Below are 21,233 nucleotides of genomic sequence, written 5' to 3'. Positions count from 1 at the left end.
GATCACCAATACCCTGCTAATTCCTCCGGCTGAGCGGGAATGAGATCTGGTTAAAACTTTTTAATGCTTTTCAGGAATAAAAAACGGCGCCGAAGCGCCGAAAAAGAGGGTGAGCAGGGGAGGTAGGATAAAGCGAGTGCGGGCGCGAACAGGCGACGTATCCCCGCCAGTATGGGGTTAGCCGCGCTGGTTGCTGACCAGATCGAGCAGGTAACGATCGGTTTGTTGTTCGCTGGTCCCGGCTTTTTCCGCATGGCGTACTTCGTCAAGAATCGTCTCCAGCAGCATGCCATCCCGATCCTGTTGTTCCGCAAGCAGCGTCAGAAAGCGCAGGGTTGGCGCATCGCTTTGCGCCTTCGCCTCTTCCGCCAGGCTGGAGAGTATGCTGCTGCGCTGCTGATAATCCTCAACGGTTTTGCTAAAGAGGTCTTCAAGCGATGTGCATTCAGCGCTATAGGTATCTTGCGCTTTGACCACGGGCCAGGCGCCTGATTTTTTCATAAAATCAAAGACCCGCATCGTCTGCGTTATGCTGGCTTGCGCTCGGTTACGGAGAAAAGTGGCGGTACCGTTCAACCGGTGCTGAGTACACCATTCGCTTAAATGCAGATATAAATTTGAGGTATGGAATTCAAGATTCATCTGGTTATTTAGCTTTTGGATCATTCGTGGAACGACCATAAAAATATCCTTATTCTCTTTGGAGGGGCTGGCGTCATATCCTGACGCATCTATAGCAGGGCTGCGTAGAAATTATGGGGCACAGGAAGATAGCTCTGAATAATAATATTCAGAGCTTCTACGTATGCCTGTGTATTAAATTTCTTATCTCAACGGATATAGAATAGCGCTATATTTCAATTAAGAAAACTCTCAATGTCTAATATTTACATTTGGTTACAGCATCGGTAGATATCTTTATATAATGGTTTTTTGTTAGGGAAAATGCTGAGATTTAGCATCAGATTTAAATTTATCTGGATGATTTCATGTATTTTTATTTCGAGCTCTCACTAATTAATAGTAGTGCTAATAATGCTAGTGAAATTTCGTTTTAAAAATAGTGATTCATCGTTCTTTTTTTTGTGATAGCCTGCGAGTAAGAAAATCAGCGGGGTCGTCCTGGCTCATGTAACAAAGAGCAGATGATGACGTTAATTTAAAAAAATGCTGTGTTTGTAAACACATTATTGCTACCTGGCTATCTGAAGGAGACGGAAATGAAAAAAGTTGCGGTGCTGCTGGCGCCGGGTTTTGAGGAAGGCGAAGCGATTGTGGTTATTGATATTCTTCGTCGCTTGCATCTCAATGTTGAACTGCTCGCCTGCGCCGAGTCGCGCGCGGTAGTGAGCTACCATGATATCCCCATGGTGGCGGACAGCACGCTAACGGAACGCGCTGGCGCGCTATACGACGCGGTGGTTCTGCCTGGCGGTCCGCAGGGAAGCGTGAATTTGGCCGCCAGTCAGGCCGTCGTGGCGTTTATCTCGGCCCACGATGAAGCAGGAAAGCTGATCTGCCCAATCTGTTCGGCAGCCGCGAGAGTCCTTGGCGGCAACGGCCTGCTGAAGGGGCGTCGCTACGTCTGTTCGGGAGAGCTATGGCAAGACGTCTCCGACGGCGAGTATGTTGACCAGGCGGTGGTGGAAGACGGGAATTTGATCAGCGGTAAAGGGTTAGGGCACGTTTTTGATTTTTCGTTCACCGTCGCCGCCCGTTTATTGGGGGACGAGGCACCTGTTCGCGATCATGCGGAGCACATTTATTGCCAATGGCGATCTCTCCAGGGATAACTCTGCTGATGATATAGAGAATATTGCTACGGCCCGCGCTAATTGTCTGACAATTAGCGCTTTTTGTATGTCTTTTTTCGCTGTTTATATGTACGCAATTACTGTAATTCCGCGATGTGATTGGGCTCTCGTATGGAGAAATAATTTCCGGTTAATACTATTTAAACAACGGCACTCATGATTGAGATTTTCCTAATGCCTTGTTTTTCGTCCGATAAAAAATTTAAGTCTTATTTTTCCCTACATAAAAGCGAATTAAAGCTGGAGTTTACCATGCACAAATTTACTAAAGCGCTGGCGGCGATTGGTCTTGCCGCAGTTATGTCACAATCAGCTATGGCTGAGACGCTGAAGCTGGGTTTTCTGGTGAAACAGCCTGAAGAGCCATGGTTTCAAACAGAGTGGAAATTTGCCGATAAGGCCGGTAAAGATTTAGGTTTCGATGTGATTAAAATCGCTGTTCCCGACGGCGAGAAAACCCTTAACGCGATTGATAGCCTGGCGGCCAGCGGAGCCAAGGGCTTCGTCATTTGCACCCCGGACCCAAAACTCGGGGCGGCTATTGTCGCCAAAGCGCGCGGCTATGATATGAAAGTGATTACCGTCGATGACCAGTTCGTCAACGCCAAAGGCAAACCGATGGACAGCGTACCGCTGGTGATGATGGCGGCCAGCGAAATCGGCGCGCGTCAGGGGCAGGAACTGTATAAAGAGATGCAAAAACGCGGTTGGGATGTAAAAGACACCGCGGTTATGGCTATCACTGCCGATGAGCTGGATACCGCCCGCCGCCGTACCACCGGATCTATCGACGCGCTGAAAGCCGCCGGCTTCCCGGAGCAACAAATCTATCGCGTGCCAACCAAATCTAACGACATCCCCGGCGCGTTTGACGCCGGTAACTCCATGCTGGTTCAACATCCGAATGTTAAGCACTGGCTGATCGTCGGCATGAACGACAATACCGTGCTGGGCGGCGTGCGCGCGACCGAAGGCCAGGGCTTTAAAGCCCCTGACGTTATCGGTATCGGTATTAACGGCGTTGATGCGGTGAACGAGCTTTCTAAAGCCCAGGCCACCGGCTTCTACGGCTCTCTGCTGCCAAGCCCGGATATTCACGGCTATAAAACCAGCGAGATGCTTTACAACTGGGTAACGAAAGACGTTGAGCCGCCGAAATTCACCGCGGTAACCGACGTGGTGCTAATTACCCGTGACAACTTTAAAGAAGAGCTGGCGAAAAAAGGGCTGTAAGGCCGGTTGACCGGGCCTCTCGCAGTGCGCGAGGGGCTCCGTACAGAAAAGCGGAGTCGTTATGCAACAGTCTACCCCTTATCTCTCATTTCACGGCATCACCATGACCTTCCCGGGCGTTAAAGCGCTGTCCGACATTAGCTTTGGCTGCTATGCCGGACAGGTTCACGCCCTGATGGGAGAAAACGGCGCCGGGAAATCCACGCTGCTGAAAATTCTCAGCGGCAACTACATACCGACGGCCGGCAGCCTGCAGATCCGCGGTCAGCAGATGACGTTCAATCACACCACCGAGGCGCTGAACGCCGGGGTGGCGATTATTTATCAGGAGCTGCATCTGATTCCGGAAATGACCGTGGCGGAAAATATCTACCTCGGTCAGCTGCCACATAAAGGCGGGATTGTGAATCGGTCGCTGCTGAATTATGAAGCAGGCCTGCAGCTTAAACATCTGGGGCTCGATATCGACCCGGAAACGCCGCTCAAATATCTCTCTATCGGCCAGTGGCAAATGGTGGAGATCGCCAAAGCGCTGGCGCGTAACGCCAAAATTATCGCCTTTGATGAGCCGACCAGCTCCCTTTCGGCGCGAGAAATTGAAAACCTGTTTCGGGTGATCCGCGAGCTGCGCCAGGAAGGACGGGTCATTATTTACGTTTCCCACCGTATGGAGGAGATCTTTGCGTTAAGCGACGCCATTACGGTATTCAAAGATGGCCGCTACGTGCGCACCTTTGACAATATGCAGGAGGTTAACCACGACGCGCTGGTCCAGGCGATGGTGGGGCGCGAACTGGGCGATATCTACGGCTGGCAGCCGCGTGAATATGGCAAAGAGCGTTTGCGTCTTGAGCAGGTGAAGGCGCCCGGCGTGCGCCAGCCCGTCAGTCTGTCGGTGCGCAGCGGAGAAATCGTCGGCCTGTTTGGGCTGGTCGGCGCCGGGCGCAGCGAGCTGATGAAAGGCTTATTCGGTGGCAGCAGAATAACCGGCGGTCAGGTTTATATCGACGGCGAGGCCATTGATATTCGTAAGCCAGCCCAGGCGATTCAGGCCGGGATGATGCTCTGCCCGGAAGACCGTAAAGCGGAGGGCATAATTCCGGTCCACTCGGTGCGCGACAACATCAATATCAGCGCTCGGCGCAAGCATATTCTCGCCGGCTGCGTTATCAACAACGCCTGGGAAGCGCAGAACGCCGACCAGCACATTAAATCGCTGAATATCAAAACGCCTGGCGCCGAGCAGCTGATTATGAACCTCTCCGGCGGCAATCAGCAGAAGGCGATCCTTGGCCGCTGGCTGTCGGAAGAGATGAAAGTCATCCTGCTTGATGAGCCAACGCGCGGTATTGACGTGGGCGCTAAGCACGAAATCTACAACGTTATCTATGCATTAGCGGCATCTGGCGTCGCGGTGGTCTTTGCCTCCAGCGATTTACCGGAAGTTCTCGGCGTTGCCGATCGCATCGTGGTTATGCGTGAGGGTGAGATTGCCGGAGAACTGCTGCATGAACATGCGAATGAACAGCAGGCATTGAGCCTTGCGATGCCAAAAGTGAGCCAGGCGGTCGCCTGAGTAAGGAGTCTATGATGTCATCAGTTACTACTTCAGGTACTACCCGGTCGGCTTTTAGCTTCTCCCGCGTCTGGGATCAGTTCGGCATGCTGGTTGTTTTTGCGGTGCTGTTTATTGGCTGCGTCATTTTTGTGCCTAATTTTGCCTCATTTATCAATATGAAAGGCCTGGGGTTGGCTATTTCTATGTCCGGAATGGTGGCCTGCGGGATGCTGTTTTGCCTGGCATCCGGCGACTTTGACCTGTCGGTCGCCTCGGTTATCGCCTGCGCCGGGGTGACCACGGCGGTGGTGATTAACCTGACAGAGAGCATGTGGATTGGCATCGGCGCCGGTCTGCTGCTCGGGGCGCTGAGCGGTCTGGTAAACGGTTTTGTGATTGCCCGCCTGAAGATTAACGCCCTGATCACCACCCTGGCGACCATGCAGATCGTTCGCGGTCTGGCCTATATCATCTCTGACGGTAAGGCGGTAGGGATTGAAGACGAGCGCTTCTTTACTCTCGGATACGCCAACTGGTTTGGTCTGCCAGCGCCTATCTGGCTGACCGTAGCCTGCCTGATTGTCTTCGGCCTGTTGCTCAATAAAACCACCTTCGGCCGTAATACCCTGGCGATTGGCGGCAACGAAGAAGCTGCGCGTCTGGCGGGCGTGCCGGTGGTGCGGACCAAGATCATTATTTTCGTCCTTTCCGGCCTGGTTTCTGCCGCGGCAGGCATTATCCTGGCTTCCCGTATGACCAGCGGTCAGCCGATGACCTCGATTGGCTATGAGCTGATTGTTATCTCGGCCTGCGTGCTGGGGGGCGTATCGCTGAAGGGCGGGATCGGTAAGATCTCCTACGTGGTGGCCGGGATCCTGATCCTGGGGACGGTGGAGAACGCGATGAACCTGCTGAACATCTCGCCGTTCTCGCAGTACGTCGTTCGCGGCGTGATTTTGCTGGCGGCGGTTATCTTTGACCGCTACAAACAGAAAGCGAAGCGCGCCGTTTAATCCAGGTCAACTTTTCAGTTTAATCCTAATCCATTGCCAGCGCTCGTTGCGCTGGCAATGACTATCAAAAATGGCGAGGCTGGTCACACTGTCTATACTTACATGGCTACAATAAATTAACACCCAGCATGTTGCTGGCCATGATAAGGAGGAAACAGGGTGGCTGACCAGATTTATGTACCGCCTGCGTTAACCGGAAACTGCGCTTTTTTCTTTGACCTCGACGGTACCCTTGCCGGTATCAAACCCCATCCCGATCAGGTGGTCATTCCTGCCGATGTTCTGCAGACGCTGCGCCAGCTCGTGCAGCAGCATAACGGCGCGGTGGCATTGATTTCAGGGCGCTCAATGGTTGAGCTGGATGAGCTTACCCGTCCTTACCGGCTGCCGCTTGCCGGTGTCCACGGGGCTGAACGCCGTGACATCAATGGTAAAACGCATATTGTCTCTTTACCTGATTCCCTCCTGAAGGCGCTGTCGGCGGAACTGACCGCGGCGCTGGATGCGTTGCCGGGATGCGAACTGGAAAGTAAGGGGATGGCTTTTGCGCTGCACTACCGTCAGGCGCCGGAGCATCAGCACGCGGTGCTGGCGCTGGCGCAAGCCGTCGTGCAGCGCCATCCCATTCTGGCTTTACAGCCGGGCAAGTGCGTGGTGGAGATCAAACCGCGCGGAGTGAATAAGGGTGAAGCGATAGCCGCTTTTATGCAGGAAGCTCCATTCAGAGGGCGCAAACCGGTATTTGTCGGTGATGATTTAACCGATGAAGCGGGTTTTAGCGTCGTCAATCAACTGAGTGGCGTATCGGTCAAAGTGGGCGGCGGCGAGACCCAGGCGCGTTGGCGCCTGCCGGATGTCGCCGCTGTTCATCTTTGGATTAGTAACATCGCGAATCATGGGCAACAACCAGATGCGCTAACCGACAGGAGAGATGGCTATGAGTCGCTTAGTCGTAGTATCTAATCGTATTGCCCCGCCGGATGATAAAAAGGCCAGCGCCGGTGGCCTTGCCGTGGGGATTATGGGGGCATTAAAAGCAGCCGGAGGATTGTGGTTCGGCTGGAGTGGGGAAATCGGTGATGACCAGCAGCCGCTAAAAAAAGTGACTCAGGGAAATATAACCTGGGCCTCTTTCAACCTTAGCGAGCAGGATCACGACGAATATTACAACCGCTTTTCCAACGCCGTGCTATGGCCCGCATTCCATTATCGTCTTGATCTGGTCGATTTTCAGCGTGAAGCCTGGGAGGGCTATCAGCGTGTCAACGCGAAGCTGGCCGATAAGCTGCTGCCGCTGATCGACGCTGACGATATTGTCTGGATCCACGATTACCACCTGCTGCCGTTGGCCAGCGAACTGCGCCAGCGCGGCGTCAATAACCGCATCGGCTTCTTTTTACATATTCCGTTCCCGACGCCGGAAGTCTTTAACGCGCTGCCGCCGCACGCGGAGCTGCTGGAACAGCTTTGCGATTACGATTTACTGGGCTTTCAGACCGAGAGCGACCGACTGGCGTTTCTGGACTGCGTATCGATGCAGACCCGTCTGACGACGCGCGGCGGAAAAAAACATGTGGCCTGGGGCAAACCTTTCCAGACCGAAGTCTACCCAATCGGTATCGATCCGGAAGAGATAGCGCGCAGCGCAAAAGGGCCGCTGCCGCCCAAGCTGGCGCAGCTGAAAAGCGAACTGAAAAGCGTGCAGAATATCTTTTCCGTCGAGCGGCTGGATTATTCGAAGGGGCTGCCGGAGCGTTTTCTCGCCTACGAGGCGCTGCTTGAAAACTATCCGCATCATCACGGTAAGATTCGCTATACCCAGATTGCGCCGACGTCGCGCGGCGATGTTCAGGCCTATCAGGATATTCGTCACCAGCTGGAAACCGCAGCCGGACGCATTAACGGCCGGTATGGCCAGCTGGGCTGGACTCCGCTTTACTACCTGAACCAGCACTTTGAACGCAAGCTGCTGATGAAAATCTTCCGCTACTCGGACGTCGGGCTGGTTACGCCGCTGCGCGATGGGATGAATCTGGTGGCGAAAGAGTATGTTGCCGCGCAGGACCCGCAAAATCCGGGCGTGCTGGTGCTGTCGCAGTTTGCCGGCGCGGCGAACGAGCTGCCGACGGCCTTAATCGTCAATCCTTACGATCGCGACGAGGTCGCCGCAGCGCTGGATCAGGCGCTAACCATGCCGCTGGCCGAGCGTATAGCCCGCCATTCGGCCATGCTGGCGGTGATTAAGGATAACGATATCCATCGCTGGCAGGAGCGGTTTATTGCCGATCTAAAGGAGATTGAGCCAGGCAGTGAGGAGAGTCACTTAGCGCGTAAGGTCGCAACTTTCCCCAAACTTGCCTGAGGCAACGACGGTTAGCGCTTCCCCGGCGCTAACCTTTTTCCAGACACACCAGCAGCACGTCAACGCCGCTGCTGCCAACGATATCTTTCGCCGAACAGGTTGCGCGAGAAAACAGGCTCTGGTTATGGTTACCGCAAATCACCAGGTCAACGCGATGCTGCCGACAAAAATCCTTCACGTGATGAGCAATCCCGCCGCTGGCGATGGTCATTTTTTCGATAGGGTAGTCGGCGTGGCGGGCGAGTTCGGCCAGAAAACCGCGCGTCTCTTCCTGCATGACTTCGCGTAAATTTTCCATCATCGGCGCCGCAAACTGGTTGTACAACTCCGGATCGGTTGCCAGCGTGATCAGGCTGACTTTCGCATTAACCGGACGGGCGATTGAGACGGCTTTCTGAATGAGGACCCGGCTTTCCGGGGTTGGCGCCACGGCGACCAATAGATGTGAGTAGGGCATCAAGCCTCCTTGAGATACGCGAAATAACCCTTTCTATTGTCTTTACTCCGATTCCTTAGCTTTCGCAAGGTTTATCCACGGCGAAAAACCAGGCGCAGATTCTCCTCGACGCAAGGTCTTTTTGGCTGTCACCTCGCAACTTTTGGTCCGATCTTTTGTATTAAAAGAAACGCTGTTTTATAAATCAGTGAGGCGCGTTCATCGACTCTTTGTGTTTTTGCCAGTGAACGCTTTTGGCTGGCAAAAATGAAAAGGTAACGCCGTTCCCATGTTCTTAATGTAGCCATGTATCAACCCCTTTTGGCTGAATGGGCCAAAAAGCGGTTCGGAGTTCTCTAAAAAAAGACACAGGATTTACGGCGATGAAAACACGTAAAATCGGTTTGGTTAACTACCTTGCCTATGGATCGGGCGATTTCCTTGGTGCGGGAACAACCGCACTTACAGCAGCATGGCTGCTCTACTTCTACACCACCTTTTGCGGTCTTTCCCCTATCGAAGCGACGCTTATTTTTGCCACCGCCAGGGTGCTGGATGCGGTGATCAGTCCGCTGATGGGCTTCCTGACGGATAACTTTGGCTCGACCTGGCTGGGGAAACGTTTTGGCAGACGCAAGTTCTTCATCCTGCTCGGCATCCCCTGCGTATTTAGCTACTCCATCATGTGGGTAGGGGATATGGGGTTCTGGTACTACCTGCTGACCTATCTGCTGTTTGATATTGTCTACACCATGATTCTGGTGCCGTATGAAACGCTGGTGCCGGAAATGACCGATGATTTTAAACAGAAAACAAAATTCTCCGGCGCGCGTATTTCAATGGCCCAGATGTCAGCGATTCTGGCTTCGTTCCTGCCGGGCGTGCTGCTGACTATCTTCGGCAAAGACAACGCCGTTTCTTTCTTTTACGCCAGCCTGGTGTTCTCGGTACTGTGCGCGATGATGCTGACATTTGTCTGGTTCTTTACCTGGGAACGCCCGCGTGAAGAGTGGACGGAAGCCGCGCTACGCGCTGAAGAGGAGAAACAAAACCTGACGCTGTCTCAGAGCCTTAACCGCCTGTTTATTGAGTTAAGTTCGACCCTGCGAATTAAAATTTTTCGTCAGCATCTGGGCATGTATCTGGGAGGCTATATCGCCCAGGATGTGTTCAATGCGGTCTTTACCTACTACGTGGTGTTTGTGCTGATGCAGGAAGCCTCGATGGCCTCCAACCTGCTCGGTACCATGGCAATCTTCCAGTTTATCGCGGTTATCGCCATGATCCCGCTGTGCATTCGCTTCGGGCCGGCGCCATCGTACCGCATGGTGGTGGTGCTGTTCGGCCTGAGTTCGCTCTCCTACGCGGTGCTGTACTACGCTGGCCTTAGCGATGTTTATTCGCTGCTGCTGCTGATATCCGCGGTGGCTGGCCTGGGGCGCGGCGGCATCAACTATGTTCCGTGGAACACCTACACCTATATTGCCGACGTGGACGAAGTGATCACCGGCCAGCGCCGCGAAGGCATCTTCGCCGGGATTATGACCCTGACGCGTAAGGCGTCCCAGGCCGGCGCGGTGATGCTGGTGGGGATCATCATGCAGATGTCGGGCTTTGTCTCCGGGCAGAAAACGCAGCCCTATGAAGTGAGCCATACCATTCTGCTGATCCTCAGCGTCGGTACTTTAGTGGTGCTGGCCTGCGGTTTCCTCGTGTCCCTGCGCTTTAAGCTCAATCTGCAAACCCACAGCGTCCTGCGTGCGGAAACGCTGAAAATGCGTGAATCAGGCCGCGCTCAGCCGGAACTGGCAAGCGCCGAGGATCGTGAAGTGGTGGAGATGCTGGCTGGGATGCCGTACGACGCCCTGTGGGGAAACAACAATATTGGTTATCTGAATCGGAATAAACCCGCCGCGCCAGCGCTGAAGCAGCGTTCAGCCATGAATTCGACATATAACAGAGGTTAAGGATATGAAAGTTTGGCCTGTCAAACATAGCCCACTACTGCGCCAGCCGGAGCGTTTTATCGCCCGCAATGAACTGCAGGCGCTGATTCAGAAGGTGACGCGCAATCTGGTCAACATTAAGGACGAAAGCGGGCAATTTTTACTGCGGCTGGACGACGGACGCGTTATTGACACCAAAGGGTGGAACGGCTGGGAGTGGACTCACGGCGTCGGCCTGTACGGTATTTATCAGTACTACCAGCAGACCGGCGATACCGCGATGCGCGACATTATCGATAGCTGGTTTGCCGATCGCTTTGCCGAGGGCGCGACCACCAAAAACGTCAACACCATGGCGCCGTTTCTCACCCTGGCATACCGCTACGAAGAGACGGGTAACTCCGCGTATCTGCCCTGGCTCGATAGCTGGGCGGAGTGGGCGATGAACGAAATGCCGCGCACTGAATCTGGCGGCATGCAGCACATCACCCTGGCGGAAGAGAATCATCAGCAGATGTGGGACGACACGTTGATGATGACGGTTCTGCCGCTGGCGAAAATCGGCAAGCTGCTTAATCGTCCGGAATACGTAGAGGAGGCGGTATATCAGTTTTTGCTGCACGTGCAGAATCTGCTGGACCGCGAGACCGGCCTGTGGTTCCACGGCTGGAACTATGAGGGGCGGCATAATTTCGCCCAAGCCCGCTGGGCGCGCGGCAATAGCTGGCTGACTATCGTTATTCCGGATTTTCTGGAGCTGGTGGATTTACCCGAAAACAGCGCGGTACGGCGTTATCTGGTGCAGGTGCTGAATGCGCAGATTGCGGCGCTGGCCCGCTGTCAGGACGATAGCGGCCTGTGGCATACGCTGCTTGACGATCCCGACTCCTATCTGGAAGCGTCGGCGACCGCCGGTTTTGCTTATGGGATCCTCAAAGCGGTGCGCAAGCGCTACGTGAGTCAGGCGTATGCGGAGGTGGCGGAAAAAGCGATTCGCGGCATCGTGCAGAATATCTCACCGCAAGGGGAGCTGCTGCAAACGTCGTTCGGTACCGGAATGGGTTCGAATCTTGATTTTTATCGCGACATTCCGCTGACGTCGATGCCGTATGGCCAGGCGATGGCGATCCTGTGCCTGACGGAGTATCTGCGGAAGTATTTCTGAGAAGGGCGGAATTTCCCCGGTGGCGCTTACGCTTACCGGGGCTACAAGGATGTTGCAGATCTGATGAGCGCGGCGCCATCAGGCGTTATAAAACAAACCCGGCTTTCGCCGGGTTTGTTTTTACATCCGTTCTACAGTTTCGATACCCAGGGTATCCAGACCCAGCTTCAGCGTTTTTGCGGTCAGCAGTGCCAGCTTCAGGCGGCTGTTGCGCGTCTCTTCGCTTTCGGCGCTCAGGATCGGGCAGTGCTCGTAGAAGCCGGAGAACAGGCCAGCCAGATCGTACAGATAAGAGCACATGACGTGCGGCGTGCCTTCACGCGCGACGACGGTCAGGGTTTCTTCAAACTGCAGCAGACGGGCCGCCAGCTGGGCTTCACGGTCTTCGGTGATCACCACCGGCGCCGCCGCCAGCGTGCTTTCATCAATATCCGCTTTGCGGAACACGGAGAGCACGCGGGTATAGGCATACTGCATATAAGGCGCGGTATTGCCCTCAAAGGCCAGCATGTTATCCCAGTCAAAGATGTAGTCGGTGGTGCGGTTTTTAGACAAATCGGCGTATTTCACCGCGCCAATTCCGACCGCGTTCGCCAGTTTTTCCAGCTCATCGGCGGGCATATCCGGGTTTTTCTCCGCCACCAGACGGCGGGCGCGTTCCAGCGCTTCGTCCAGCAGGTCGGCGAGCTTCACGGTGCCGCCGGCGCGGGTTTTAAACGGTTTGCCGTCCTTGCCGAGCATCATGCCGAACATGTGGTGCTCCAGCGGGACGGAATCCGGCACGTAGCCGGCTTTACGCACGATGGTCCACGCCTGCATCAGGTGCTGGTGCTGGCGAGAGTCGATGTAGTAAAGCACGCGATCCGCATGCAGGTTTTCGTAACGGTATTTTGCGCAGGCGATATCGGTAGTGGTGTAGAGATAGCCGCCATCCTTCTTCTGGATAATCACGCCCATCGGTTCGCCTTCCTTGTTTTTGTATTCATCAAGGAACACCACGGTCGCGCCTTCGCTTTCTACCGCCAGACCTTGGGCTTTCAGATCGGCAACGATACCCGGCAGCATCGGGTTATAGAGGCTTTCACCCATCACGTCGTCGCGGGTCAGAGTGACGTTGAGGCGGTTATAGGTAAGCTGGTTTTGCGACATGGTGATATCGACCAGCTTGCGCCACATTTCACGGAAGTACTCGTCGCCGCCCTGCAGCTTAACGACGTAGCTGCGCGCGCGCTCGGCGAAGGCTTCATCTTCGTCGTAGTGTTTTTTCGCTTCGCGATAGAAACCTTCGAGGTCGGCCAGCGCCATCTCGCCGGCGTTTTCCTGCTGCTGCTTTTCCAGGTACGCGATCAGCATGCCGAACTGGGTGCCCCAGTCGCCTACGTGGTTCGCGCGGATCACTTTATGCCCGAGAAACTCCAGCGTCCGCACCGCGGCATCGCCAATAATCGTGGAGCGCAGGTGGCCTACGTGCATCTCTTTCGCCACGTTCGGCGCGGAGTAATCGACCACCACCGTCTGCGCCTGCGGCTGAGCCACGCCCAGACGTTCGGATTTCAGCGCGCTGCTGACGTTTTCCGCGAGGAAAGCCGGGTCGAGGAAAATATTAATAAAGCCGGGACCGGCGATTTCGACCTTACTGGCAATGCCGCTCAGGTCGAGATGAGACAGGACCTGCTCTGCAAGTTGTCGCGGCGCCATGCCCAGTTTTTTGGCTACGGCCATCACGCCGTTGGCCTGATAATCGCCGAACTGGACTTTTGCTGACTGGCGGACCTGAGGTTCGCAATCGGCAGACGCGCCTGCCGCGATCAGGGCCTGACTGACTTTTTCTGAGAGAAGAGCCTGAATATTCACCGAAATACCTTACGTTTAACACGCCGTCACCCAGAGGGGGCGGCGCAGGAATGTGGACAAATTAGGGCGGGAGTATACTGCATTTGCGCCCACGCGTCAGCACCGCGCAGAGGTTGCTAAGCCTCGCGCTCAACGAATAACCGTTCACGGGGGGCCGCCGACGATTGTCGGTTGGTAGGGCGCGGGAAACGCGATAAATTAGCTCTTTTTAGCGAGTACCGAGGCTTACGATGGCGAACTGGCAGCAGATTAATGAATTAAACGATATTTCCGCGGACCTGCCGCGCTTTACCGAGGCGCTAAACGCGCTAGCTCATCGGCTTGGTCTCGATATTACGTCACTTGATGCCGACCATATTTCCCTGCGCTGTCATCAGAACACCACGGCGGAACGCTGGCGTCGCGGCTTTGAACAATGCGGCACGCTGCTGTCGGAAAACGTGATTAACGGCCGGCCCATCTGTTTATTCCGCCTGGATGAGCCGGTGGTCGTGGCGCACTGGCGTTTTCGCATCGTTGAGCTGCCGTGGCCGGGCGAAAAGCGCTATCCGCACGAAGGTTGGGAGCATATTGAAATCGTGCTGCCTGGCGAACCTGAAACGCTCAATACCCGCGCGCTGGCGCTGCTGTCCGATGACGGGCTGAGCCAACCGGGCATTTTTGTCAAGACCAGCGCGCCGAAAGGTGCGCGTGAGCGTTTACCGAATCCAACCCTGGCGGTAACCGATGGCAAAGTGACGATCAAATTTCACCCGTGGTCGATTGAGCAAATTGTCGCCAGTGAACACGCTGAACGATGACAGTGTGACGTTACGCGGCGTCTGCCGGGAGAAATCGTGCCATTCTGGCGTGCCTGCTCAATCTACGGAGAGAAGAATGACTTTACTGGAAGTCTGCTGTTACAGCATGGAGTGCGCGCTGGAGGCCCAGCGCCGCGGCGCCGATCGCATCGAGCTATGCGCCGCGCCGCAGGAGGGGGGGCTGACGCCTTCGCTGGGCGTACTGAAATCGGTGCGTGAAGCGGTGACTATTCCCGTGCATCCGATTATTCGCCCGCGCGGCGGTGATTTTTGCTATACCGCGGGCGAGTTTGCCGCGATGCTGGATGATGTCGCCGCGGTGAAAGATCTCGGTTTTCCCGGCCTGGTAATCGGTATTCTTGACGCCGACGGTCGGGTGGATAGGGCGCGAATGAAAAAAATAATGGCGGCGGCGGGAACCCTGGCCGTCACCTTTCACCGGGCCTTTGATATGTGCGCCAACCCGCGCCAGGCCAGCGTTGAGCTGGCTGAACTCGGCGTTCAGCGTATCCTGACTTCGGGCCAGCAGGCGTCTGCCGAAAAAGGAATTTCATTAATCAGGGAACTTATTTCCCAAAGCGATACTCCTATTATTATGGCCGGTGCAGGAGTGCGCGCCGCCAACCTGCCGCTGTTTTTACAGGCGGGGGTAAAAGAGGTGCATACCTCGGCAGGCCAGTGGTTACCGTCCCCGATGCGCTTTCGCAATCCCGGATTGTCGATGTCTACGGATGCCGAAGCAGATGAATACTTACGCTACGCCGTCAATGGCGAAGCGGTAGCGGAAATGAAGAAGATAATTACCGCGTAGAGAGAGTAAACCGTTTTTTGCTGCACATCATGTCGCCCAATATGATGATTGCCCGTACCAGGCCCCTGCCCATTAAACAGGGGCCTTTTTTTATCCAGAATTAGCCCTGGCTACGGTTTTTTTTCGCCGCTAACGACTGCTGCGTTTCCGGTTTACTGGCAATAATCACCGCGCGCAGCGGGGCCGGATAGCCTTCGACCGTTTTGCTGCTATCGCGCGGATCGAGGAAATCGGCCAGCGACTCGGTGGTCATCCACTCGGTGCGGCGCTGCTCGTCGGTCGAAGTGACGCACGCATCGACAATACGCACATCGACAAATCCGCACTTCTCCAGCCACTGCTTCAGCGCGGCGGCGGACGGGATAAAGTAGACGTTGCGCATTTGGGCATAGCGGTCGCCCGGCACCAGTACGGTATTTTCGTCGCCTTCAACGACCAGCGTCTCCAGCACCAGCTCGCCGCCGGGAACCAGCTGATCTTTGAGCTGCCACAGGTGATCGAGCGGAGAGCGGCGGTGATACAGCACGCCCATCGAAAAGACGGTATCAAAGGCGTTGAGCGCCGGAAGCTGCTCAATGCCCAGCGGCAGCAGATGCGCGCGCTGGTCGTTGCCCAACAGTTTTCGCACCGCTTCAAACTGGCAAAGAAACAGCTGGGTGGGGTCGATGCCCACCGCCAGATGAGCGCCGGCGCCAATCATGCGCCACATGTGGTATCCGCTGCCGCAGCCGACATCAAGGATGGTACGCCCGGTCAGGTCGGAAAGGTGCGGCAGTACGCGCTCCCACTTCCAGTCGGAACGCCATTCGGTATCGATATTCACGCCGTAAAGGGAGAAGGGCCCTTTACGCCACGGCATCAGATTCTTCAGCAGGTTTTCAATCCGCAGGCGCTGGCCTTCACCGAGCGGCGTTTCGCTCTCGGCGGTGACGCTGTGCAGCAGATCCAGACGGTAGGGTGCAAACTCGGGCAGAAACTCGACGGCCCGTTCCCATTCCCGGTATTTGCCGTGCAGCGCGTCGCGCTGCCAGGCCGCCACCTGGGCCGGCAGCGTCTCCAGCCAGTGCGAAAGCGGGCTTTTGGCAATCAATTGATAAAAGTTGCTGAAATCAATCATGCCGGGTCCCCGGATTTTACGGCGATTAACGATCCGAAGTTAAAGCACTGGAACCACAGCTCGGCATGTTCGAAACCGGCCTTACGCAGGCGCGCTTTGTGGGTTTCCACGGAATCGGTGAGCATCACGTTTTCCAGCATGCTGCGCTTTTGGCTGATTTCCAGCTCGCTGTAGCCGTTAGCGCGTTTGAAGTCGTGATGCATGTTGAACAAGAGTTCGCCGACGTTGCCATCTTCGAAGCTGAATTTTTCCGACAGCACCAGCGCGCCGCCCGGGTTCAGCCCCTGATAGACCTTGTCCAGAATGGCCTGACGTTCGCCCGGCTCGAGAAACTGAATGGTGAAATTGAGCACCACCATTGAGGCGTTTTCTATCGTGACGTGGCGAATATCGCCTTCAATTACCTCGACCGGCGTCGGCGCTTTATAGGCGTCAATATGGCGACGGCAGCGTTCGACCATCGCCGGCGAGTTATCGATGGCGATGATTTTGCAGCCAGAATGCGCAATATTGCGGCGCACGGACAGCGTGGCTGCGCCAAGCGAGCAGCCGAGATCGTAAACCTGGGTATCCGGCTGAACGAAACGTTCCGCCAGCATGCCGATCATCGAAATGATATTGGAATAGCCGGGAACAGAGCGCTGGATCATATCCGGGAAGACTTCAGCAACCCGTTCATCAAAGGTCCAGTCGCCGAGACTGGCAATCGGCGCGGAAAAAAGCGTATCGCGGTGAGACATAACGTTAAACCCGAAAAATCGAAAACGGCGTATTGTGCGCTAACGGACGGAGAAAACCAACTCCCAGGGCATATACCAGAAGTTCGCCAGCACCATCAGCAACAACGAACACCACGTCGCGCTCATGCCGGAACGGCGCCAGCGGTAGAGACGATGATGAAAGCCATACGAGTGCATCAGGCGCCCGGCGATCAGCAAGATACCGCAGACGTGGACCATCCAGGTCTGGGCGCCGTTCATCTCCATAAACAGCAGTAAGATCAGGCCAATGGGAACATACTCCACCGCGTTCCCGTGCACGCGAATAGCGACCTGCAGCTCGCTAAAACCACCGTCGCCGTAGCCTACGCGATATTGCGTCCTCAGGCGTACGACGTCCCAGGAAAACTTAATAAGCAATAACGCACCTAAGACCGCATACAGCGCGCTGACCATACTCAAAACTCCCTTTTATCGCTTCCGGTGGCTCAATTGAGGATAGCAGGATATCAGAAAAGAGAGGTTTGCTGCGGAATTGAGGGCGCATTCCCTATTTCCGGTAGGGCAGTACGCAGATCGCCCCACAGGGTGTCGACCAGTTCCGGCGCCTGGGCGATATCCGGAGTATGGAGGAACAGGTACGGCGTGGCGGTCGGCGTCCATTTTGGCAGCGTGCGAATCCACACGCTAAAAAGCTCGCGATTCTGCGTCATATCATCGCTGCCGATAAAACGCACCATTGGATTATGGGCCGTCACCAGCGCATGGACGGGGACTTTAGGCTTCTTCTTCTGCGCCTCGATCATCGCCGGGCTGCGGGCGACGGCGCTATGAACCGGACGGCTATCAAGGATCACGCGATTGACGTTACGCTGATGCAGGCCGCGATTGAGCTGCTGTTCCGCTTCCCCTTTGGCGAAAAATTCCGGATGCCTTACCTCAACGCCGTAGCGGAATTCGCGCGGCAGGCTGTCGAGGAACGGCCAGAGGGCGGTGAGGTCCCGAGGGCCGAACGTCGCCGGCAACTGGAGCCAGTACTGGCCGATGCGCGAAGACAGCGGCGCCAGACGGGTAAAAAACTCATGGCTTAAGTCGTCGCAGTTGCGCAGCGCCGCCCGGTGCGAAATGGTGGCCGGAAATTTGAAGCAGAAGCGAAAATCGTCGTGGGTTTGTTCATACCAGCGGCTGACAATCTCCGCTTTTGGTAACGCGTACAGGGTGGTGTTGCCCTCCACGCAGTTGAAGTGGCGGGCATACTCTTCAAGGCTGGTGATACCCAGCCGCACCCACTTCGGGTGCGCCCACTGGGGAAGCCCTATATAAATCATAATGCGGCAAGCACCTCCTCGGTACTACGCACGCGGGCAATCCGCGGGAAGATATGCGTCATGCTGCTAAGATGCTGTTCCGCCGTCGCCGCGCTGCAGGCGTCTTCGACAAGAATGAGATTAAAACCCAACTCCCAGGCGTTGCGCGCCGTAGATTCGACGCCGATATTCGTGGAGATACCGCACAGGATAATCGTATCGATACCGCGACGGCGAAGCTGCAGCTCCAGGTCGGTGCCGTAAAAGGCCCCCCACTGGCGTTTGGTGACTTCGATATCGCTCGCCTGTTTTTCCAGCGCGAGCGGATAGGCCCACCAGTTTTCCGGTAGCGTTGGCGCGCCTGCCTGAGCATCGACCGGCTGCTTCAGCGCTTCCGCGAAATCCGCCGACCAGCCAACGCGAACCATGACCACCGGGGAACCCTGCTGGCGGCACTTTTTCGCCAGACTCGCGGCGCGCTCAACCACTTCGTCAGCGCGATGCGGGCCGCCGGCAAACGGTAAAATGCCTTCCTGCAGGTCAATAACGACCAGCGCGGTCTTTTTTGCATTGAGTTCTAACATGATATCCCCGTATCTTCTTTTGTTGTCAGGCCGCTACAATACCGTTGCCGATCTCGCCCGAGGGTAACAAATTTTGTTAATTTTTGTGAGTACAAGCAATAAGCGTGCAGCAAAGCAACGCAGCGCGCTGCGCCGGACTTATCGTGCGGCATAATTTCCAGTATAATAGCCGCCTTTTTTCATTCAGTTGTGACATCAGCTAAAGCTGCGACCTCGTCGCCTGCAAGGCAGGCAACAATCCGCCTGCGGCTAAGTTAAGGGATATCTCATGCGTACAGAATATTGCGGGCAGCTTCGTCTGTCCCACGTAGGGCAGCAAGTGACTCTGTGTGGTTGGGTCAACCGTCGTCGTGATCTTGGTAGCCTTATCTTTATCGATATGCGTGACCGCGAAGGCATCGTGCAGGTGTTTTTCGATCCGGATCGCGCCGACGCATTAAAGCTGGCCTCTGAACTGCGTAATGAGTTCTGCATCCAGGTCACCGGCACCGTGCGTGCGCGTGACGAAAAAAACGTGAATAGCGATATGGCCACCGGCGCCATCGAAGTGCTGGCATCCGACCTGACCATTATCAACCGCGCGGAAGCGCTGCCGCTGGACTCCAACCACGTCAACACCGAAGAAGCGCGTCTGAAATACCGCTACCTGGACCTGCGTCGTCCGGAAATGGCGCAGCGCCTGAAAACCCGTGCGAAGATTACCAGCCTCGTCCGCCGTTTTATGGACGACCACGGCTTCCTCGATATCGAAACGCCGATGCTGACCAAAGCTACCCCGGAAGGCGCGCGCGACTATCTGGTGCCTTCTCGTGTGCATAAAGGCAAATTCTACGCGCTGCCGCAGTCTCCCCAGCTGTTCAAACAGCTGCTGATGATGTCCGGTTTTGACCGCTACTATCAGATTGTTAAATGTTTCCGCGACGAAGACCTGCGCGCCGACCGCCAGCCGGAATTCACCCAGATCGACGTCGAGACCTCCTTTATGACCGCCGAGCAGGTGCGTGAAGTGATGGAAGCGCTGGTGCGTAATCTGTGGCAGGAAGTGAAGGGCGTGGATCTGGGCGATTTCCCGATCATGACCTTCGCCGAAGCCGAGCGCCGCTACGGTTCCGATAAACCAGACCTGCGTAACCCGATGGAGCTGGTGGACGTTGCCGATCTGGTCAAAGCGGTGGAATTCGCCGTCTTCGCAGGTCCAGCTAACGATGCCAAAGGCCGCGTAGCCGCGCTGCGCGTACCGGGCCGCGCTGCGCTGACCCGTAAGCAAATCGACGAGTACGGTAAGTTTGTCCAGATCTACGGCGCAAAAGGCCTGGCCTATATTAAAGTCACCGAGCGGGCGAAAGGCCTTGAAGGCATCAACAGCCCGGTAGCTAAATTCCTTAACGCCGACATCGTTGAAGCGATCCTTGAGCGCACCGGCGCGCAGGATGGCGACATGATCTTCTTCGGCGCGGATAACAAAAAGGTTGTCGCCGACGCGCTCGGCGCGCTGCGTCTGAAGCTGGGCAAAGACCTGAACCTGACCGACGAAAACAAATGGGCGCCGCTGTGGGTTATCGACTTCCCGATGTTTGAAGACGACGGTGAAGGCGGCCTGACCGCGATGCACCATCCGTTCACCTCGCCGAAAGATATGTCCGCCGCCGAGCTGAAGGCCGCGCCGGAAGACGCGGTGGCCAACGCCTACGATATGGTCATCAACGGCTATGAAGTCGGCGGCGGTTCGGTACGTATTCACAGCGGTGAAATGCAGCAGACCGTGTTCGGCATTCTCGGCATTAACGAGCAAGAGCAGCGCGAGAAGTTTGGCTTCCTGCTGGACGCGCTGAAATACGGTACTCCGCCGCACGCGGGCCTGGCTTTCGGTCTTGACCGTTTGACCATGCTGCTGACCGGTACCGATAATATCCGTGACGTTATCGCCTTCCCGAAAACTACCGCCGCCGCTTGCCTGATGACCGAAGCGCCAAGCTTCGCTAACCCGGCATCGCTGAGCGAGCTGGGTATTCAGGTGGTGGCGAAAGAGGCAAAAGAGTCTCTGGAGAATAAGTAAGATGTCATTCAAGCTCCCCGTTTCCGTGCTGGTGGTGATTTACGCCAAAGATACGAAGCGGGTGCTGATGTTGCAGCGGCGCGACGATCCCGCGTTCTGGCAGTCGGTTACCGGCAGCCTGGAAGAGGGAGAGACCGCGCCGCAGGCTGCCGCGCGTGAAGTTATGGAAGAAGTCGCCATTGATGTCGCCAGCGAGCAACTGGCGTTGGTTGACTGTCAGCGCACGGTAGAGTTCGAGATATTTTCTCATTTACGTCATCGCTATGCGCCGGGCGTTGAGCGTAATACGGAATTTTGGTTCCGTCTTGCGCTCCCCCATGAACGCCAGATTGTCTTTACGGAACATCTGGACTATCGCTGGGTTGATGCGGCGGAAGCCGCCACGTTGACCAAGTCCTGGAGCAACCGGCAGGCGATTGAAGAATTTGTAATTAACGCCGCCTGAAAGGGCGCGCTTT

21 protein-coding genes are annotated in these 21,233 nt (G+C 55.7%); 12 read left to right on the top strand and 9 right to left on the bottom strand.

All coding sequences use genetic code 11. The annotated features are described in order from the left end of the window. Positions 1–177: 177 nt before the first annotated feature. Positions 178–681: a non-heme ferritin-like protein gene (locus tag CMQ96_RS01555; RefSeq protein WP_064342911.1), complete on the bottom strand. Its 504-nt coding sequence runs from the start codon at positions 679–681 to the stop codon at positions 178–180. Between the two features lie 539 nt (positions 682–1,220). Here CMQ96_RS01555 and CMQ96_RS01550 point away from each other — a divergent pair. From CMQ96_RS01550 to otsA, 6 genes are all read left to right on the top strand, one after another. Beyond that, on the top strand, positions 1,221–1,793 hold the full coding sequence (locus CMQ96_RS01550; RefSeq protein ID WP_004136626.1) for a DJ-1/PfpI family protein: 573 nt from the start codon (positions 1,221–1,223) through the stop codon (positions 1,791–1,793). Between the two features lie 273 nt (positions 1,794–2,066). After that, positions 2,067–3,047: an arabinose ABC transporter substrate-binding protein gene (locus CMQ96_RS01545; protein ID WP_024359886.1), complete on the top strand. Its 981-nt coding sequence runs from the start codon at positions 2,067–2,069 to the stop codon at positions 3,045–3,047. 61 nt (positions 3,048–3,108) lie between these two features. After that, positions 3,109–4,623 carry an L-arabinose ABC transporter ATP-binding protein AraG gene (gene araG / locus CMQ96_RS01540; protein WP_024359885.1) on the top strand — a complete coding sequence of 505 codons (1,515 nt, stop codon included), beginning with the start codon at positions 3,109–3,111 and terminating at the stop codon, positions 4,621–4,623. Between the two features lie 14 nt (positions 4,624–4,637). Next, positions 4,638–5,618 carry an L-arabinose ABC transporter permease AraH gene (gene araH, locus CMQ96_RS01535; RefSeq protein ID WP_004136631.1) on the top strand — a complete coding sequence of 327 codons (981 nt, stop codon included), beginning with the start codon at positions 4,638–4,640 and terminating at the stop codon, positions 5,616–5,618. A 159-nt stretch (positions 5,619–5,777) separates the two neighbouring features. Beyond that, on the top strand, positions 5,778–6,581 hold the full coding sequence (gene otsB / locus CMQ96_RS01530) for a trehalose-phosphatase (protein ID WP_004136637.1): 804 nt from the start codon (positions 5,778–5,780) through the stop codon (positions 6,579–6,581). After that, positions 6,556–7,980, top strand: coding sequence for an alpha,alpha-trehalose-phosphate synthase (gene otsA / locus CMQ96_RS01525; protein WP_024359884.1), 1,425 nt, complete (start codon positions 6,556–6,558; stop codon positions 7,978–7,980). Before otsB ends, otsA begins: the two co-directional genes overlap by 26 nt. 28 nt (positions 7,981–8,008) lie before the next feature. Here otsA and uspC read toward each other — a convergent pair whose 3' ends face one another. Both uspC and CMQ96_RS28600 read right to left on the bottom strand, forming a co-directional pair. Continuing rightward, on the bottom strand, positions 8,009–8,437 hold the full coding sequence (gene uspC / locus CMQ96_RS01520) for a universal stress protein UspC (RefSeq protein WP_004122077.1): 429 nt from the start codon (positions 8,435–8,437) through the stop codon (positions 8,009–8,011). Positions 8,438–8,565: 128 nt separating this feature from the next. Beyond that, positions 8,566–8,724, bottom strand: a complete 159-nt coding sequence (locus CMQ96_RS28600) for a hypothetical protein (RefSeq protein ID WP_155553276.1) — start codon at positions 8,722–8,724, stop codon at positions 8,566–8,568. A gap of 75 nt (positions 8,725–8,799) precedes the next feature. Between CMQ96_RS28600 and CMQ96_RS01510 the strand changes: the two genes are divergently transcribed. After that, positions 8,800–10,383, top strand: coding sequence for an MFS transporter (locus tag CMQ96_RS01510; RefSeq protein WP_004136643.1), 1,584 nt, complete (start codon positions 8,800–8,802; stop codon positions 10,381–10,383). Between the two features lie 4 nt (positions 10,384–10,387). Beyond that, positions 10,388–11,527 (top strand): glycoside hydrolase family 105 protein, encoded by a 1,140-nt coding sequence (locus CMQ96_RS01505; RefSeq protein ID WP_024359883.1) that lies wholly within the window; start codon positions 10,388–10,390, stop codon positions 11,525–11,527. A gap of 120 nt (positions 11,528–11,647) precedes the next feature. On the opposite strand, the gene argS is transcribed toward CMQ96_RS01505, so the two are convergent. Beyond that, positions 11,648–13,381 (bottom strand): arginine--tRNA ligase, encoded by a 1,734-nt coding sequence (argS, locus tag CMQ96_RS01500; RefSeq protein WP_004136646.1) that lies wholly within the window; start codon positions 13,379–13,381, stop codon positions 11,648–11,650. A gap of 230 nt (positions 13,382–13,611) precedes the next feature. Here argS and CMQ96_RS01495 point away from each other — a divergent pair, with 230 nt between their 5' ends. Both CMQ96_RS01495 and cutC read left to right on the top strand, forming a co-directional pair. Next, positions 13,612–14,181: a VOC family protein gene (locus CMQ96_RS01495; RefSeq protein WP_024359882.1), complete on the top strand. Its 570-nt coding sequence runs from the start codon at positions 13,612–13,614 to the stop codon at positions 14,179–14,181. 76 nt (positions 14,182–14,257) lie between these two features. Beyond that, positions 14,258–14,992 carry a copper homeostasis protein CutC gene (gene cutC, locus CMQ96_RS01490; RefSeq protein ID WP_029669910.1) on the top strand — a complete coding sequence of 245 codons (735 nt, stop codon included), beginning with the start codon at positions 14,258–14,260 and terminating at the stop codon, positions 14,990–14,992. Between the two features lie 100 nt (positions 14,993–15,092). Here the strand turns inward: cutC and cmoB are convergent, their stop codons facing one another. The 5 genes from cmoB to CMQ96_RS01465 are packed head-to-tail and all read right to left on the bottom strand — an operon-like array spanning position 15,093 to position 18,719. Further along, positions 15,093–16,109, bottom strand: a complete 1,017-nt coding sequence (gene cmoB / locus CMQ96_RS01485) for a tRNA 5-methoxyuridine(34)/uridine 5-oxyacetic acid(34) synthase CmoB (RefSeq protein ID WP_004136659.1) — start codon at positions 16,107–16,109, stop codon at positions 15,093–15,095. Next, positions 16,106–16,849: a carboxy-S-adenosyl-L-methionine synthase CmoA gene (gene cmoA / locus CMQ96_RS01480; protein ID WP_024359881.1), complete on the bottom strand. Its 744-nt coding sequence runs from the start codon at positions 16,847–16,849 to the stop codon at positions 16,106–16,108. Before cmoA ends, cmoB begins: the two co-directional genes overlap by 4 nt. 39 nt (positions 16,850–16,888) lie before the next feature. Next, positions 16,889–17,284: an MAPEG family protein gene (locus tag CMQ96_RS01475; protein WP_004122068.1), complete on the bottom strand. Its 396-nt coding sequence runs from the start codon at positions 17,282–17,284 to the stop codon at positions 16,889–16,891. A gap of 53 nt (positions 17,285–17,337) precedes the next feature. Then, the gene (locus tag CMQ96_RS01470) at positions 17,338–18,156 is read right to left on the bottom strand and encodes a DUF72 domain-containing protein (protein ID WP_024359880.1); all 819 of its coding nucleotides are present in this window, start codon (positions 18,154–18,156) and stop codon (positions 17,338–17,340) included. After that, positions 18,153–18,719, bottom strand: a complete 567-nt coding sequence (locus tag CMQ96_RS01465) for a hydrolase (protein WP_004136672.1) — start codon at positions 18,717–18,719, stop codon at positions 18,153–18,155. The genes CMQ96_RS01470 and CMQ96_RS01465 overlap by 4 nt, the downstream gene beginning before the upstream one ends. Before the next feature lie 268 nt (positions 18,720–18,987). Between CMQ96_RS01465 and aspS the strand changes: the two genes are divergently transcribed. Together aspS and nudB are read left to right on the top strand one after the other, a co-directional pair. Continuing rightward, positions 18,988–20,775 carry an aspartate--tRNA ligase gene (gene aspS / locus CMQ96_RS01460; RefSeq protein WP_098065730.1) on the top strand — a complete coding sequence of 596 codons (1,788 nt, stop codon included), beginning with the start codon at positions 18,988–18,990 and terminating at the stop codon, positions 20,773–20,775. Between the two features lies 1 nt (position 20,776). Further along, the gene (nudB, locus tag CMQ96_RS01455; RefSeq protein WP_004122064.1) at positions 20,777–21,220 is read left to right on the top strand and encodes a dihydroneopterin triphosphate diphosphatase; all 444 of its coding nucleotides are present in this window, start codon (positions 20,777–20,779) and stop codon (positions 21,218–21,220) included. Positions 21,221–21,233 lie beyond the last annotated feature (13 nt).

This window comes from Klebsiella sp. MBT K-1 (genome assembly GCF_002556465.1).
GTDB lineage: Bacteria > Pseudomonadota > Gammaproteobacteria > Enterobacterales > Enterobacteriaceae > Klebsiella > Klebsiella grimontii.
This window is presented reverse-complemented; position numbering and strand designations above follow the sequence as displayed.

Excerpts from the sequence above, each read along its gene's own strand:
- CMQ96_RS01545 (WP_024359886.1), top strand. The coding sequence starts at position 2,067 with ATGCACAAATTTACTAAAGCGCTGGCGGCGATTGGTCTTGCCGCAGTT.
- CMQ96_RS01470 (WP_024359880.1), bottom strand. The coding sequence starts at position 18,156 with ATGATTTATATAGGGCTTCCCCAGTGGGCGCACCCGAAGTGGGTGCGG.
- CMQ96_RS01550 (WP_004136626.1), top strand. The coding sequence starts at position 1,221 with ATGAAAAAAGTTGCGGTGCTGCTGGCGCCGGGTTTTGAGGAAGGCGAA.
- CMQ96_RS01465 (WP_004136672.1), bottom strand. The coding sequence starts at position 18,719 with ATGTTAGAACTCAATGCAAAAAAGACCGCGCTGGTCGTTATTGACCTG.
- CMQ96_RS01555 (WP_064342911.1), bottom strand. The coding sequence starts at position 681 with ATGGTCGTTCCACGAATGATCCAAAAGCTAAATAACCAGATGAATCTT.
- CMQ96_RS01495 (WP_024359882.1), top strand. The coding sequence starts at position 13,612 with ATGGCGAACTGGCAGCAGATTAATGAATTAAACGATATTTCCGCGGAC.
- CMQ96_RS28600 (WP_155553276.1), bottom strand. The coding sequence starts at position 8,724 with ATGGCTACATTAAGAACATGGGAACGGCGTTACCTTTTCATTTTTGCC.
- araH (WP_004136631.1), top strand. The coding sequence starts at position 4,638 with ATGTCATCAGTTACTACTTCAGGTACTACCCGGTCGGCTTTTAGCTTC.
- aspS (WP_098065730.1), top strand. The coding sequence starts at position 18,988 with ATGCGTACAGAATATTGCGGGCAGCTTCGTCTGTCCCACGTAGGGCAG.
- cmoA (WP_024359881.1), bottom strand. The coding sequence starts at position 16,849 with ATGTCTCACCGCGATACGCTTTTTTCCGCGCCGATTGCCAGTCTCGGC.
- otsA (WP_024359884.1), top strand. The coding sequence starts at position 6,556 with ATGAGTCGCTTAGTCGTAGTATCTAATCGTATTGCCCCGCCGGATGAT.
- cmoB (WP_004136659.1), bottom strand. The coding sequence starts at position 16,109 with ATGATTGATTTCAGCAACTTTTATCAATTGATTGCCAAAAGCCCGCTT.
- uspC (WP_004122077.1), bottom strand. The coding sequence starts at position 8,437 with ATGCCCTACTCACATCTATTGGTCGCCGTGGCGCCAACCCCGGAAAGC.
- araG (WP_024359885.1), top strand. The coding sequence starts at position 3,109 with ATGCAACAGTCTACCCCTTATCTCTCATTTCACGGCATCACCATGACC.
- nudB (WP_004122064.1), top strand. The coding sequence starts at position 20,777 with ATGTCATTCAAGCTCCCCGTTTCCGTGCTGGTGGTGATTTACGCCAAA.
- cutC (WP_029669910.1), top strand. The coding sequence starts at position 14,258 with ATGACTTTACTGGAAGTCTGCTGTTACAGCATGGAGTGCGCGCTGGAG.
- CMQ96_RS01475 (WP_004122068.1), bottom strand. The coding sequence starts at position 17,284 with ATGGTCAGCGCGCTGTATGCGGTCTTAGGTGCGTTATTGCTTATTAAG.
- CMQ96_RS01505 (WP_024359883.1), top strand. The coding sequence starts at position 10,388 with ATGAAAGTTTGGCCTGTCAAACATAGCCCACTACTGCGCCAGCCGGAG.
- CMQ96_RS01510 (WP_004136643.1), top strand. The coding sequence starts at position 8,800 with ATGAAAACACGTAAAATCGGTTTGGTTAACTACCTTGCCTATGGATCG.